Origin of the sequence: Marinobacter shengliensis (assembly GCF_003007715.1) — a bacterium.
Lineage (GTDB): Bacteria > Pseudomonadota > Gammaproteobacteria > Pseudomonadales > Oleiphilaceae > Marinobacter > Marinobacter shengliensis.
The window spans coordinates 1-13,864 of record NZ_PXNO01000019.1; the positions used below are offsets into that span (position 1 = coordinate 1).

Consider the following 13,864-nt stretch of genomic DNA (forward strand, 5'->3'; position numbering starts at 1 on the left):
GTGACCTGCGCACTCCGTTTGCCGCCTTTGCTCATGGTTCGGAATCAAGGGGCGGCCGTCCTCCCCCGACATCCTCACCACTCTGGATGCGCACTGTGGGCCACTCACTGACCGCCACAAGGCCAGGGGGCCTTTGGCCCTGGCGCTGCGCGCCAGCCTTGCAGCGCTCACTGAGCGTCCCCCGGTTCGTGCGCGAGTGGTGACGATGACGGGGGCGGACTCGAGGGCTTTTCAGGGGGGTTGGCCTGATGGCCAAAGTTCGGGCAGCCGGCCTCTAACCAGGCGCGCAGGACGGAGCCTCCGAGGGTCCAGAGGTCGGTGCCGCGCTGGATGGCTTCTTGCTGCAGTTGCAGGTAGATGGAAGACGGGGCGCACACGTAGAAACGGCGCTCTTTGTCTTCTACCTGGTCCTGACGGGGAGGTATGGGGCTCATTGGTTGGTCTCCGTGACGTTGGGAAGGTCCAGTTGGCCGCAGTCCCAGGCGTCCCTCAGTTGGATGAGGCGGTCAAACGCGGGGCTGTGGTGGCCGCGGGCTTCCAGTTCGTGGATCAGGGCGTCGGTGAAGCTCGCTTTGCAGCGGGCCATGTAGTCGCACGGGTAGTCGGTGCGCACTTCCTGCAGGTGGCTGAGGCGCTGCAGGAGGGAATCAAAAAGGCCTTCCAGGGTGTCTGGGGTGAGTGCAGAGGACGGGCGTGGGCTCTGGAAGGCAAAACTGGCGGCTTTGATGGCCGGTGATAGGGTCATGCCGTGCCCCGGCTTCTGGTATCGAGTCTTGATCATTGGATGCTGGCCTCCATCCGGACGGTGTGCATGAACGGGCTGATCGACCGGGACTGCGCGTAGGTGATGAAGGCGGATTCGGCCAGCTTGGCGTAGGCACAAAGCACGTTATCCAGCTGTTCGAAGGCGGCCATCATGCCCTGGATCTTGATCAGGCATTCGAAGGCGGTGTCCCGGTGGCCGTTGTCCAGCAGCTGGATGGCCACGTTGAACAGGGTGCGGATCTGGTGCTTTTTAAGTTCGCGGATGGCCGGTGTCATACGTAGGCCTCCAGGCGCACACCTTTATAGACCTGTCCTGGAAGTACACCGCAGGTGCTCAGTTGTTCACGGCGCAGTACCACGACGGCAGGCAGTACGCCTTTGCATTCCTGGTAGTAGTCCAGGTAGGCGTCCAGTTTGGAGCGGATCTTCAGGGACTTGGCGTTGTCGTTGAAGCGGACGGCATCGCCGTCAATGGCTGGTTGGTCGATATAAGGAGAGACGAAAGCCCAGCCAGCCGCACCGTGGACGTGGTCACCGCCGATGGCGATCCACTGACGACCAGAAGCGCTAACGGCCACTGTGCCTGGGGCCACCATACGGGCCGGGCCAAGGCGTCCAGAGGAAGCAACGAACTCATGGCCATTAAAGAAGAAGACGGTGCAGGACAGCGTACGGCCTTTCTCATGGGCCACCCGGACGATGGTTTGGGCTTTCTGTCCAACTCGGTTCAGGTGCTTCATTGCCAGTCCTCCTGATCCAGTGCGCGCTGCGACAGGGCGGCGATGTTCACCATCCGGACGCGGCCAATCTTGAGTGACGGCAGGTGGCCCTTTTCGATCTGGCCCCTTACCTGCCCTTCCGTGAGCCCGGTGAGCTGGGCGTAGCGCTCCTGACTCATCACCGGCGTGGCTATCAGAATGATCTGTTTTTGCTCGTCCACTGTTTTGCACTCTGCTACACTGATTTACACATATTCACTCAGTAACCCTGACTAAGTACTGAGTACATATTACTTACTCTATCAGAGTTAGTATATTTTACTATTTTAAGTTAACTATGATCAGAGAACGGATAATAGAAATCTTCGATGTGCTCGACTTGACCTCTAAGCGAATGGAGGAGCTGACAGGGATCGACAGGTACAAGTGGGGAAACATCAGAGGAAGAAAGCAGAAGGTGAACGAGGACTACCTGGAAGCACTAAACCAGGCATTCCCTCAGTTCTCATACTGGATAATGACAGGGCAAACAATTCCAGAGGCTGGTCAGATCAGCCCAGAGATGGAAAAGGCCCGTTCAGAGAACAGCCTGAAAACAGGATAGGTTTCTGCCTGGCTGCACGTATCGCCCAGGCTTGGTATGGAGACCGACGAGGGGAACCACAAGAACAAGAGGGCTGGCCGTCGTAGTGTGTGGTGGCGGTTTCAGGCAACAAGTACATCAAGCAATCCTGCCAAGTCTAGCTAAAGATCACTTTACGAATAAAAATCAAAGACAATAAGAATATAAAGCAACACAATGAAGATCAATATACCCAATGGAAAAAAGATGACAGAGGAAGAAAAAGGATTAGCTAGCATTCAACAAATATTAGCTATCGGAACCGCAGCAGCACTAATTATATCCTGCATCAACCTTTATTTTTATTGGAACGTATTCGATATCAACATATTCAATCACATAACAATACCAGAGATACTAGCAAGATCTGCGTTTCCACTGATATTAACAAGCAGCACTTTTTTGGGTGTGATACTGGCGCTGACCAACACCAAAATCACGGATAACACAGACCAAAGAGGAAGTTATTTTAAAGAGTTTAAATCTATCCTACTAGTAGCATTAAGTTTTTTTACCACAGGAATCATTGCCTTATATTTAGGAGACTTTAGACTTCTACCCATGATGGCAATGGGAACATTGATGCTGCTATTCACAACCAAAAAATTCAATAGATCTGTAAATTATATTACCCAGATTTCGGGGATACCAAGCTCATTAAACATTGCCCTAGTTATAATGGCAACAATATCATCCACACATTCAATGGGAAGCGCACTAAATATAAAGGCAGGGAAAAGTTATAAATATGCAGAGATAGAAACCATGTCTGAGAACATCACTGGAGCTTATATTGGGCGATCAGATTCTTCCGTTTTTATCTGGAAAATTGAAAGAAAAGAAACTCTGATAGTGAGCCAAAGTGAAATAAAAAAAATAAAGCTAATAGATAGCAGCAATATGCCGGAAGAAAAGGCAGGGACTGAAGAAAACTCGACTAAGAGCCTTTAACTTCTTCAACATAATCTATGCCATAAGAAATCAGGTCGGACGCAGAATCAATGACTCCTTCTACTTTAAGTCCTTCCACCTTGTGATACTGATCATCGTCAACAAAGTGGACGATGACGTTAGCATATGCATCACCTAAGCCAATCATATTAATCGACTTTTTATAACCACAATCCGGTGACTTACAATGCGAGTTGGACTTGATTCTCTCTATCTCACACAAAACACTGGAATACGAACAGCTCAAAGGACTGCATGAATCGACCCGATAGTTGAAATCTTTAGAAGGCTGCAAATTATGCAAAGGATCTAGCAAGACAATGTTAAAAACATCTTTTTCATCCCAAAACCCAACTACTCGACCAAAAGCCTTTGAGACTTGGAACTGAACCAATGGATAGTCATCGACGTTCTCAAGATATGTAGCATCAACCCAATTCAGATCTGACCTCTGGATTGGGATATTTTTTTGATTCCAATCAATGGGATGATAACGCCAAGCGCTCTTCGAAGAACGATCAGCCAAAAATTTTCCTTTCTCCATGCTTGAAAGCTCCCGAAGCTTTTCAAGCAAAGAGACAAACCACTTAGAGTCAGATTCAGAAAGACCAAATTTATCAATCTGCTTCCAAAATCGAAGAGAAAAGGACCAATACACCCTCTCTACATTTTTGGCCACGGGAAGTTTCTGGTCTGGTATCCTCCCAGGAACTATATCCATAAGATCAATTCAATCGTTTACGATAGTAGTCACCCATACTTTTAACACTAATTGGCACTTCACAACGTTGGGCGGGACTATATCCATTACGAGCTTCCAGCCAAGGATCTTCCATATGAGTCATTTGCTCAAGCTCCGCACCCGAAAACTTGACATAGACATTTAGAACATTGTCAATAAGAAGCTTTTCTGACTCTCCCAAAGAATCAAAGCTAAACCCTTTCCGCACATCACACTCTCCCACAGAGGAGTACAAAGTCTTAGTATCCCTAAAACGATCAAATATTTCGCGACTAACAGGTCCATGAACCCAAGCTTGAAAGTCGGACTCAACAAGCTTCTGACCATCATTAAAAGCGGCATACCATGCCTGGCAGTAGTACATTAGCTTTTGCAGCTTAAGGTTATCAAGCGCTTCACCACCGGCATTAACCTTAACAATAATGTAGTCGCAAAGATCGTGGATGTTCATAAAAACCTCATTAGGATTCCATTGGGAATCGAGGAAAATTCGTACAAAGTCTAACAAAAATTAGTCTAAGTTGACAGATACCGCAAAAGCATAGCCGATGTATTTTGTATGATTCTTGATACAGTCCTCTCCCTGCAGTCACACCACTCTGCAGGTGTCGCGCTTGCCTGGCATCCCTGCCGGCGGTGAGCCCCGGTCATCCTGACCAATCGGCTCACTGCCAGTGTACTGTTACACGTTGTAACGTTTAGGCGTTTTGTCTTAATCCGGCGTGAGACTTTTCCTACATTGCCCTTTCTTCGATGCCCGTTAATCCGGTTCGATTCGCTCTGCCTGGCCGGTTTGTTCCAGGGTGGCGGGTGATTTTATGGGCTCTATCAGCAGGGGTTGCCGGATTTGAGTTTTGAGTAAATCCTGGAATGGGTCTGTGTTGGTCAGGCTTGGGTCCAGCCACATGTCGAAGTCTTCCCGGTTGAGCATGAGCGGTATGCTTTTCGGGTGGATGTGGCTGAACCTGGGGTGTGGTGGCAAGGTGATGATGGTGAACGACGGTACCACTTCTTCCTGGAAGTCCCACAGCTCATACAGGCCGGCAAAGGCTATGGCGCTGTCGGCCGGGTGGATGTTGTAGCACTGTTTGCGGCCTTTCTCGCCTGTCCATTCATGGAAGCCGCTGGCCGGTATGATGGCCCGCTGGCTGTGAAAGCGCTTCTTCCAGAGTGGGCTGGTGCCCAGGCTGCCAGATCGGGCGTTGAAGGTGCTGTACTTTGGCGAGGGGCGGTAGCCGGTGCCGTCTGGTTTGCGTTCTATGAGCAGTGACCAGATGGCGTCCTGCAGGGTGCGGCCTTGATGGGTTTCGTATACGATCTGGGCTTTGGCTCCGGGGGCGATGTTAACGCGGGGCTGTATCCGGAGCGGGATGCCGAGTTCTTCCAGGAGGCCCTGGACTAAGGGGTCGTCGGATACGTTGAATCGGCCGCACATGGGTATACCCCGCGTTTGATTTACTAATTGCCTCGCAGACATTCCCAGGAACGTTTACGGGAAAGCTCCCGCCTTTCGGCTCTCAGTCGGTTGCCCTCCGAGACGGAATATCCGCCGGCTCTTAACCGGTTATCAATCCACTTGATACGCTGCTCATACCAACTGCATTGCTTCTGAACACGCGCCTTCTCTCTCTCCTTTTCTCTGTTGGCCGACGAACTGGTATTAGACTGGCGCTGCGTTGATGTACTCCGGTTGATGTTTTCAACGTTCCTTTGAGTACGGATGTTCTCCCTCATCGGTATAACACTCATTCCGGAAGGGGTAACGCGCTGGGCTCCGGTTTCAGGTTGTTCGTCTGAAAAATGCGTAACGCCGTTCTCATCTACCCATTTATAGAGCTTGGTCGCTTGGCTGACAGATGGGGTGAAAGCTAGAGCAATGACAACTACCAGTGAAATTCGCAACACCGTGACTCACTCCCTTGAAGATGCAGTTTAAATATTAGCGAATGCAGGGAGGCAATGCAGCACTGGAAATGCTAAAAGGTTCTAACCGAATACCCACGTCAGTTGGCTTTCACTTGAGCAACAGGCTGGTGGTGACGCCACTTCAAAAGATGACTGTTCCAGGCCCCTCTTTCCAAACGTTTCTGGACAAGGTTCGCATATTCAGCGGGACAAGGAGGGTTCTTTCGTTTATGCCTCCCTTGATTGCAAAATAGACACGCTGCAACGATGTTTCCGTTGGATGCTGCGCCCCCTTCACTGTGTGCAACCAGGTGCTCACCAGTACATCGGAAATGCTTGGCGCGGGCCAGTGAAATACCATGAAGGCTTGCGTACTGCTCCATATTGTTTTGCCACATTGGCTTATTGCAGTAGTAGCACAGACCTTTCTGGCGTAAAAAAGCTGCGGACCTAGGCCCTTTGAGGGGGGATCGATTTTTTTTGGACACAACCTGTCAACTTGGTAGTACCCCGTTTTCTACTGAGCAGAGTTCGAGGAACCAGTCGACAGAATCGTCCTGGCGGGTTAAGGGTGACCGGAATTATTTCTGGCGACCCGAGAAAGTATGGTCAAGAATAAGGCGATTCACGATTGCTGTAAATGGAAGGTGTCCACAAAGTGTCAACCCACCTGCGGTTTTGAGTGGTTCTGTGTGGAATGCCGATTTTGTAAGTAACTGTTTTATGGATCATTGTGGTTTTCTGTGGCCCAAAAAACAGGCGCGGCATCGGGTTCAATTCCCGCCGTCTCCACCAACTTCCAAAAAAAAGCCCCTGATTTCAGGGGCTTTTTTCGTTTCTATGACTAGGCCTTTGCTTCTACCAAGGTGTCCGGTTTAAATGGGGGCTACTACACCTTCTCATTAATACACCAAAGTGAGGATTCTTCGATCTTCTTAGATGCCTCTGAATAATCACTTGGCCGATTAGCGTTAGGCCTTATGGCTCCAGTCTTTCCAAACAATTTTCATAATCAATTCCATCACTCGGTGCACCCGTGAGGACAAATCCGCCTCCCATGCCATCGTATGAGACCCTATCAGTATCAAGACAGAGCGCTCCCTCCGCAGTAATGTCATACGGCGTTCTTACAATGGATTCCGCACCCTCAGGGAAGTCCTCAGGCAAAGGTCGGTTCTGCAGATCGAACTCAATATGCCCATCAATGTTAGCCACATCTTCGCCGTCAACACGAGGAGCCAGTCCGTAGGTGGTGTCGGTTAAAAGCTGGGTCGTATGCAGCGCAGGAGAAACACAGTTGGCGTTATCAAACGCCTGAAGGTATTCGCGCAATTGCCCATTATCGGCGAACGCAATCACCGAGCGACCGTAAATGAGTGAGGTCTGGTCGTCATCATTAACAACCTCACACTCCGAAGCCCAACACCCAGCCAGCTCGGTTGCTGTGTCGGTACAATCTGGTTCAGCCACGCGCTCAGTCTTCAGTTCAGCGGTTTTCTCAAGGCTGGCCTGGTCTTCGTCGCTACCTGATCCACCGCAACCGGAAATCACTGCAGACATAATCAGACACGTTACTACACTAGTGTTGCGCATGGTTCGTTCTTCCCTGAAAAGCTGAATATTGGAAAAGTTGAGGACTTTACTACTAACCGTATTTAGGGAAAAGACCTTTGCATCCTAATCAAGAAGGTGTCCACAAAGTGTCAACGCAACTGCGGTTTCGAGTGGTTCTGTCTGGATTTCCGATAGAGAAAAGCCCCCTGATTTCCTAGGCTTTTTTCGTTTTCATACCCCCGCCCCTTGCCAACCCTTCACCAATCCGTCATGCAATCCTCACTCATTCCCGTTATGGTCGTGTCATTCCAAGCCACACAACCAACGCTATGAACCAGCCCAACGACCCAGACAACCTGCAGGAACTCATCGCCCGCATCCGCGACCACACACGTGAGATGGACGAGGTGTCCGTGGGTGACTTGCTGTCAGCTGCAGGCGAGCGTTCTTTTGGTCCGGTGGTGCTGGTTGCCGGGCTTATCACACTGGCGCCGTTGATTGGCGATATTCCGGGTGTTCCCACGCTGCTGGGGCTTCTGGTACTGCTAACGCTGGGGCAGTTGCTGTTTCAGCGGGAGAGCATCTGGATTCCAACGCGGCTTTCAGAACGGCGGATATCACGGGACAAACTGTTCAAGGGGCTGGACTGGATGGATAGACCCGCACGCAAGCTGGATGACTGGACTCGCCGGCGGCTGACCTTTCTGGTGCGCGGCCCAGGGCAGCTGGCCATGGCAGCGGTGTGCATGTTGGTATCCCTGGCCATGCCGCTAATGGAATTCATCCCGTTCAGTGCCAATGGCGCCGGGCTGGCGCTGATGGCATTCGGGCTGGCGATTGTTGCCCGGGACGGCCTTCTCGCTCTGCTGGCACTGGCCTTCACTGGCGGTACCGCCTGGTTTGTGCTGACCAACCTGCCCGGTTGAGACGTCCTCCGCCGGCACTCTGTCGTGATCACCGGCCTGTCACCAATTGATACAATTACCCTCACCTGCCCGTGTTGGGAAAACTGCTACTATAGAGACAGGTTATCGTTCGGCGCTCCATCTCAGGAGCATTTTTGTCTGTAAGGATGCATGCATGTCCAGCAAAGCGAAGCAGTCCCAGAAACTCCTGCTGTTCCGCCTTTTCGGATCGCGCCTTTTTGGTCTGGGTACGCTCAAGATTCGGGAAATTCTGCCCTTTCAGCGGCTGACCAAGCTGCCCCACAGTCACCATGCGGTTATTGGCACCGCGACGTTCCGGGGTTCAGCAGTTCCGGTTATTGATATGTCGGCTGCGGTTGGTTATCCGGCGCTGACAAAAGACGAGCAGGCCAAGAGCTCCATCATCGTGACCGACATTCAGCGCCAGGAGATTGGTTTTCTGGTGCGCAGTGTGCAACAGATCATCGAGACCGACTGGAAAAGCGTGATGCCGCCACCCAAGGCGCTGGGCACCAATGCCTTCATCACGGGCCTGCTGGATGTGGAAGGCGACATCATTCAACTGCTGGATGTGGAGCTGCTGCTGGCGAAGGTGTACCCGGAGTCCCTGGACGCCGGCGAGGTGGTGCTGTCAGATGTTCAGAGTGAAACCCTGCGCTCCCTGAACATTCTGCTGGTGGATGATTCACAGGTGGCCCGCAAGCAGCTCAGCGATGTGCTGGACAGCAAAGACATTACCTACCATGTGACCACCAACGGTGACGATGCCCTGCAGGTGCTTCTTAGTCAGGACGAGCGAGGTACTCCGATCGACATCCTGGTCAGCGATATCGAGATGCCAGGGCTGGACGGCTACGAACTGACGTTCAATGTTCGCGACAATAACGCCCTGAAACAACCCTACATTATTCTGCACACGTCCCTGAACAGCGAGATGAGCCTGAGCTATGCCAACCAGGTGGGCGCCAACGAGGCGCTCACCAAGTTTGATGCCGAGGAACTGATGGAGGCAATGCTGAGAGGGGCCGAGCAAGCCAGTTAAGGCCGAATGTCTTCGATGAAGGCTTCGGCGTCGGCCCGCATTTCGGCAAGTTTTTCGTTCAGCTCTTCCTGATACCGGTTGAGCGTTTCCCGGCTGAGCCGGCTGAAGCGCTCAGCGGTTTCCGCAATGGTGCGGCTGGCATTGGCCAGGGCCTTGAGGGTGGGCTCGCTCAATTCGTCTGCCTGCCGCCCAAGGTCCCGTGCGGTCTGCTCCATGATAGCCTGGTCGTCGGCGGATTCAGGTTGATCATCCTTGAGTGCCTCGTCAAGCGAACGCTCAAGGGCGCGCATGGATTCCTGCAATCGCCGGGCAAAATCCTCCATTGCGCTCTCAGCCCTTCGGCTCATCTCGTCAGAGTAGGTTTCCAGGTCTCTGGCCAACTGCTCCATTTTGTCTTCAAGCTCGCTGCTTGAAGAGGAAAAGGTCGCACTGAGCCTCTGCCCCAGCCGGCTCAACTCACCCATGATGTTACTGAACGGGGACGGGTTCAGTATGGCCTCCCCTGTGCGCTGATAGTCCACCAGCCACTGGTCCTGCTCCCGCACCAGATAGGTGGTCAGTTCCAGCCGTTCTCCGCCGGAGCGTTCTTCCGCCGGTAGGCGGGTAACGATCGTTGCTTCACGCTCATCAATAACAACCCGGCCAAAGGAAGGAACGGCGTTGGCCCAGCTTCGCTGGTAGCCGTCAACGTCACGGGGGTCGTCCAGTGTGGAGAATCTCACCACGTCACCTGCGTCGTTGTCGGCCATGGCCTGCCAAAAAGCCGCTGCCACTTCCTGGGGCGTTTCAGGCTTGCTGCAGCCGGTTATCACCAGCACAACGAGCGCCATCAAAAATCCATGAACACCAAGACGAATCATTCATCAGCACCTTGCATACAATACTTTCTGGCATCATACACGCGTCACAGCCGACAGGTCAGTTCCGCCAGTTCCTCATCAAACACCCTCCGGTTCTCACTGTAATCCACTGGCACATCCACCAGGTGGACACCGCCCTCGGCCAGGGCGCTTTCCAAGGTAGGGTGAAGGTCCTCTGTCCGGGTTACGCGGTGCCCTTTGGCGCCGTAGGACTGGGCATAGGTGACAAAATCCGGGTTGCGGTAATCCAGGCCATAATCGGCATAGCCTTCCTGGCCCTGCTTCCACTTGATCATGCCATAGGCGCTGTCATTAATGATCAGCACCACCAGGTTAAGTTTTAGGCGGACTGCAGTCTCCAGCTCCTGGCTGTTCATCATGAAGCCGCCGTCACCGCAGATGGCCATCACCTTCAGATGCGGGTACAGCATGGCCGCCATCATCCCGCTGGGCAGGCCGGCTCCCATGGATGCCAGGGCGTTGTCCAACAGCACGGTGTTGTTGTCGTAGGCCGGATAGTTTCGGGCAAACCAGAGCTTGTACATGCCATTATCCAGGGCAATGATGCCGTCGTCGGGCATCACCTGGCGCACATCGTGGACAATCCGCTGGGGAATCACCGGGAACCGGCCATCTTCCGCCCGTTCCTGCAAATGCGCATCCACAGCCTTTTTGACCTCCATCAGACCGGCGAAGTCATGGTTCGCACACTGGCCACAGTGCTCGGCCAGATACTCGACGCTGTTTGCAATATCGCCGACCACTTCATGCTGGGGAAAGTACACTGGGTCGACATCCGCAGCACTGAAATTCACGTGGATGACTTTTTTGCCGCCGGGGGTCATAAAAAATGGCGGCTTTTCTACCACATCGTGGCCCACGTTGATCACCAGGTCAGCCCGGTCTATGGCGCAGTGCACAAAGTCACCGGCAGACAGCGCAGCGTTGCCCAGGTATCCGGGGTGGCGTTCGTCGACCACGCCCTTGCCCATCTGGGTGGTGAAGAAGGGAATGCCGGTTACGTTCACCAGGTGCAGCAAGGCCTGGGATACCCGTTTGCGGTTGGCGCCGGCACCGATCATGATCAATGGGTGTCTAGCCTCGCGCAGCATGTCGCAGGCCATTTCCAGGCTCTTCCGGCTGGCCGAGGGCCGGCGGGCGTCACTGGGCTGGAAGATGTGGGTGTCGCGGGCCGGTTGCTCCGCTGCGATGTCCTCGGGTAACTCGAGATGAACGGCACCCGGGCGCTCTTCCGAGGCAAGACGGAAGGCCTCCCGGACTTTCGCGGGAATGGTATTGGCATTGCTGATTTGCCGGGTGTATTTGGTCAGAGGGCGCATCAGGTCCACCACGTCCAGAATCTGGAACAGGCCCTGTTTTGAGGATTTGATCGGCTTCTGCCCGGAAATCATCATCATCGGCATACCACCCAGCTGGGCGTAAGCAGCGGCGGTCACCAGGTTAGTGGCGCCGGGGCCAAGTGTGGACAGGCAAACGCCCACCTGCCCGGTAAGCCGCCCGTAGGTGGCCGCCATAAAGCCTGCGGCCTGTTCATGGCGATTGAGCACCAGTTCGATGCTGGAGTTCCTGAGGGCATCCAGAAAGGCCAGGTTTTCCTCACCTGGCACGGCGAAAATGTACTTAACGCCCTCGTTTTCCAGCGCGCGGATGAACAATTCAGCGCCATTACCGACGGGTTGTTGCTCTTTAGCCATGCTCGCCCTCGTGATCAGTGAGTTTCTGGATCAATCGGTTCTCGGTGGTTCCGCTTGCAGGGTATCTGCGGGCACCCGGTCTACTCCCCAACTACGGTACACTCCGTCTATTACGCGACCGAGCTCGTCGTCGTTCACTTCGGCAGGCTCACCGCGCTCCAGTGGGTCGTAATGGTAGATGTACAGGCGAGAAGTGAACTGTTCAAACGGCAGCGAAGATTCCCCGAAGCGCTCACCAAAGCCAGAAGTGCTGACCTGCACACCGTCGCCCCAGTTCTGGCCGCTGTCGTTGTTCGGATTGAAGAAATACACCCGCATCTCACTGTCCGGGTCCAGCGCAACCCGGAGAATGGTAATTGCATGCCAGCCAATGAAGCGGGCTGCGCTGTCGGTAACCGCGATACCGGCCGGCTGAGGGTGAATCAATGGCTGGTTGCCGTTGTAGTACGGGTGGTAACTGGCATAGAAGTAGCGGATAAAGCCTTCGAGGTCGGTCAGTTTTCCGGTGGCCACGTCGACGTTGATGGCAAAGCCCCGGCCAGCGGACCAACCATGAAATTCCGGGTTAACCCACTTATGGGGGTCGCCTTCACGGCCTATGCATAGCCGCCCCATTTCGGCGTATATGCGGTCAAGATGCGGCACAACAATCAGAGACACCGGGTCCAGATCCAGAGTCACCTCTGACGCCACGCCCCCCAAGCTCTGGGCGGATGACACCGGCTGCCCCTCAAAGTGCATGACAATCTCATTGTCCCGGGCGGCCCAGGCCACCATCTGCAGCAGGTAGTCCGGATCATTGTAGGCCCACATGGACAATGCCCGGGCAGACTGGCAGGTAGGATTATTACCCTGCCCGACCCCCAACGGCTGGCCCAGCATGTTCAACACGCCCTGAATCAACCAGGCTGAGGGGTTTGGCTGATAGCCATAGGCAAATTGCAAACGCTCGTAGGCTTGTGGGCACAGCGATAGCCGTAACTGGCGCCAGAGCGCCGGTGCCACCGGGGGCTGGTATAGAATGCCTCGCTCAAGCAGCAGTGCCAGGCCATACAACCCCTGCGCGGTCTCAGGAAATGCGGACTCGAGGATCAGGGCGTGCGCCAACTCCCGGTAGCACAGCAGGCAATCGCGGCCAGTGCTGGATAACCCCAGCGCGTCGCTCAGCAATGAATCCTGACCGTCCAGAATATAGCGCACGAAAACCGCGTGGTAAGGCGAAACCAGCCCCGTGTCATGCATGGAGCGCGCAAACCCGGTCGCTTCGTTCTGCAAGGCCGAGTTGTCCATCGTCTCCAGGCGCTGCTGGTAGATCGTGATGCCGGGGTCTTCGCTACAGGCCCGGGTTGGGCCATAGAGACTGGAAATCAGCCGATCCGCCCCCCGGCCTGCGGTTCCCAGATCAGCATTGGGCTCTGCCCGGCAGATGGCAATCTGGGTAATCATCCTGCGCACGTCGCTGACGCGGATCGGCCGCTGCTCGAGTATCCGCCAGATCTCTTCGATCAGGCTGTCGATCACATGCTCATAACCGATGTGTCTGGCCACATATTGAACCAGCGCCTGCGCAATGAGAGCCAGTTTGCCCTGTTCGCGCTCGGCTTCGCCGGTCATTCCAAACAGCAATCCAAGATTGATGGCCAGCACCTGGGTCAGGTAATGATGCGCTTGTTCCGCTGACACGCCCGTATGCAGGTAATCTCCCTTGGCCACGGCCAGCAGGCGCAACTCGCTCAGAGCTTCGATAACCACCGTGTCGGCGTTCGGGCTTTGCAGGGAATAGGTGGTCAGCGAAGGTAACAAGATGGAGGGATCGGCCCAGTCAGTGCCTGCGAAAACCCCGGCCTGTTCGAGCTTCCGGGATCGCGCTTCAATGACCTCACAACCACCCGGTTGCAGCAGTACCCGCCGGGCAAGGTCGAACAGCTTCGGGAGCTTGCCGGCCTTTGCAAACGGCCGGCTCTCCTCGAGAGCCACAATGGACTCGTCCAGTTTTTGCACCAGCCTGTCTATATTGACAGTTGGCACCTGGCTGGCCGGTTGGTGATCACTCAAACGAGGTT

The 13,864-nt window shown here is 54.1% G+C and carries 18 protein-coding genes; 4 read left to right on the forward strand and 14 right to left on the reverse strand.

Features of this window, described 5'->3' with window-relative positions; all coding sequences use genetic code 11:
* Nucleotides 1-167: 167 nt before the first annotated feature.
* The 5 genes from C7H10_RS03750 to C7H10_RS03770 are packed head-to-tail and all read right to left on the reverse strand — an operon-like array spanning nucleotide 168 to nucleotide 1,705.
* On the reverse strand, nucleotides 168-434 hold the full coding sequence (locus C7H10_RS03750) for a hypothetical protein (protein WP_106693788.1): 267 nt from the start codon (nucleotides 432-434) through the stop codon (nucleotides 168-170).
* A complete protein-coding gene (locus C7H10_RS03755; protein WP_106693803.1) occupies nucleotides 431-781 on the reverse strand; it encodes a hypothetical protein in 351 nt (116 codons plus the stop codon). The genes C7H10_RS03750 and C7H10_RS03755 overlap by 4 nt, the downstream gene beginning before the upstream one ends.
* A complete protein-coding gene (locus C7H10_RS03760; protein ID WP_106693804.1) occupies nucleotides 778-1,041 on the reverse strand; it encodes a hypothetical protein in 264 nt (87 codons plus the stop codon). Before C7H10_RS03760 ends, C7H10_RS03755 begins: the two co-directional genes overlap by 4 nt.
* Nucleotides 1,038-1,505 (reverse strand): hypothetical protein, encoded by a 468-nt coding sequence (locus C7H10_RS03765; protein WP_106693805.1) that lies wholly within the window; start codon nucleotides 1,503-1,505, stop codon nucleotides 1,038-1,040. The genes C7H10_RS03760 and C7H10_RS03765 overlap by 4 nt, the downstream gene beginning before the upstream one ends.
* Nucleotides 1,502-1,705: a hypothetical protein gene (locus tag C7H10_RS03770; RefSeq protein ID WP_014420425.1), complete on the reverse strand. Its 204-nt coding sequence runs from the start codon at nucleotides 1,703-1,705 to the stop codon at nucleotides 1,502-1,504. Before C7H10_RS03770 ends, C7H10_RS03765 begins: the two co-directional genes overlap by 4 nt.
* A gap of 116 nt (nucleotides 1,706-1,821) precedes the next feature.
* Here C7H10_RS03770 and C7H10_RS03775 point away from each other — a divergent pair, with 116 nt between their 5' ends.
* Nucleotides 1,822-2,088, forward strand: coding sequence for a DNA-binding protein (locus C7H10_RS03775; RefSeq protein ID WP_106693807.1), 267 nt, complete (start codon nucleotides 1,822-1,824; stop codon nucleotides 2,086-2,088).
* Between the two features lie 225 nt (nucleotides 2,089-2,313).
* Nucleotides 2,314-3,057, forward strand: a complete 744-nt coding sequence (locus C7H10_RS03780) for a hypothetical protein (protein ID WP_106693808.1) — start codon at nucleotides 2,314-2,316, stop codon at nucleotides 3,055-3,057.
* Here the strand turns inward: C7H10_RS03780 and C7H10_RS03785 are convergent.
* The 6 genes from C7H10_RS03785 to C7H10_RS03810 all read right to left on the reverse strand — a co-directional run bounded on the left by C7H10_RS03785 (nucleotide 3,044) and on the right by C7H10_RS03810 (nucleotide 7,264).
* Nucleotides 3,044-3,736, reverse strand: a complete 693-nt coding sequence (locus tag C7H10_RS03785; RefSeq protein ID WP_146136793.1) for a hypothetical protein — start codon at nucleotides 3,734-3,736, stop codon at nucleotides 3,044-3,046. The two genes, C7H10_RS03780 and C7H10_RS03785, sit on opposite strands and share 14 nt — an antisense overlap.
* Before the next feature lie 46 nt (nucleotides 3,737-3,782).
* Nucleotides 3,783-4,250, reverse strand: coding sequence for a Panacea domain-containing protein (locus C7H10_RS03790; protein ID WP_106693810.1), 468 nt, complete (start codon nucleotides 4,248-4,250; stop codon nucleotides 3,783-3,785).
* A gap of 309 nt (nucleotides 4,251-4,559) precedes the next feature.
* Nucleotides 4,560-5,234, reverse strand: coding sequence for an SOS response-associated peptidase (locus tag C7H10_RS03795; protein WP_106693811.1), 675 nt, complete (start codon nucleotides 5,232-5,234; stop codon nucleotides 4,560-4,562).
* Nucleotides 5,235-5,257: 23 nt separating this feature from the next.
* On the reverse strand, nucleotides 5,258-5,704 hold the full coding sequence (locus C7H10_RS19460; protein ID WP_106693812.1) for a DUF4124 domain-containing protein: 447 nt from the start codon (nucleotides 5,702-5,704) through the stop codon (nucleotides 5,258-5,260).
* Between the two features lie 98 nt (nucleotides 5,705-5,802).
* On the reverse strand, nucleotides 5,803-6,102 hold the full coding sequence (locus tag C7H10_RS03805; RefSeq protein WP_146136794.1) for an HNH endonuclease: 300 nt from the start codon (nucleotides 6,100-6,102) through the stop codon (nucleotides 5,803-5,805).
* Nucleotides 6,103-6,682: 580 nt separating this feature from the next.
* Nucleotides 6,683-7,264: a hypothetical protein gene (locus tag C7H10_RS03810; protein WP_146136795.1), complete on the reverse strand. Its 582-nt coding sequence runs from the start codon at nucleotides 7,262-7,264 to the stop codon at nucleotides 6,683-6,685.
* A gap of 323 nt (nucleotides 7,265-7,587) precedes the next feature.
* On the opposite strand from C7H10_RS03810, the gene C7H10_RS03815 reads away from it, so the two are divergent.
* Both C7H10_RS03815 and C7H10_RS03820 read left to right on the forward strand, forming a co-directional pair.
* Nucleotides 7,588-8,184 carry an exopolysaccharide biosynthesis protein gene (locus tag C7H10_RS03815; protein WP_061330652.1) on the forward strand — a complete coding sequence of 199 codons (597 nt, stop codon included), beginning with the start codon at nucleotides 7,588-7,590 and terminating at the stop codon, nucleotides 8,182-8,184.
* Between the two features lie 154 nt (nucleotides 8,185-8,338).
* The gene (locus C7H10_RS03820; protein WP_106693815.1) at nucleotides 8,339-9,226 is read left to right on the forward strand and encodes a chemotaxis protein; all 888 of its coding nucleotides are present in this window, start codon (nucleotides 8,339-8,341) and stop codon (nucleotides 9,224-9,226) included.
* On the opposite strand, the gene C7H10_RS03825 is transcribed toward C7H10_RS03820, so the two are convergent.
* The 3 genes from C7H10_RS03825 to C7H10_RS03835 form a co-directional block, all read right to left on the reverse strand.
* Complete coding sequence (locus C7H10_RS03825) at nucleotides 9,223-10,056, reverse strand: hypothetical protein (protein ID WP_244178174.1); 834 nt, start codon at nucleotides 10,054-10,056, stop codon at nucleotides 9,223-9,225. The genes C7H10_RS03820 and C7H10_RS03825 overlap by 4 nt on opposite strands.
* Before the next feature lie 74 nt (nucleotides 10,057-10,130).
* Nucleotides 10,131-11,801 (reverse strand): acetolactate synthase large subunit, encoded by a 1,671-nt coding sequence (locus C7H10_RS03830; RefSeq protein WP_106693817.1) that lies wholly within the window; start codon nucleotides 11,799-11,801, stop codon nucleotides 10,131-10,133.
* A gap of 30 nt (nucleotides 11,802-11,831) precedes the next feature.
* Complete coding sequence (locus C7H10_RS03835; RefSeq protein WP_106693818.1) at nucleotides 11,832-13,856, reverse strand: hypothetical protein; 2,025 nt, start codon at nucleotides 13,854-13,856, stop codon at nucleotides 11,832-11,834.
* Between the last annotated feature and the right edge of the window lie 8 nt (nucleotides 13,857-13,864).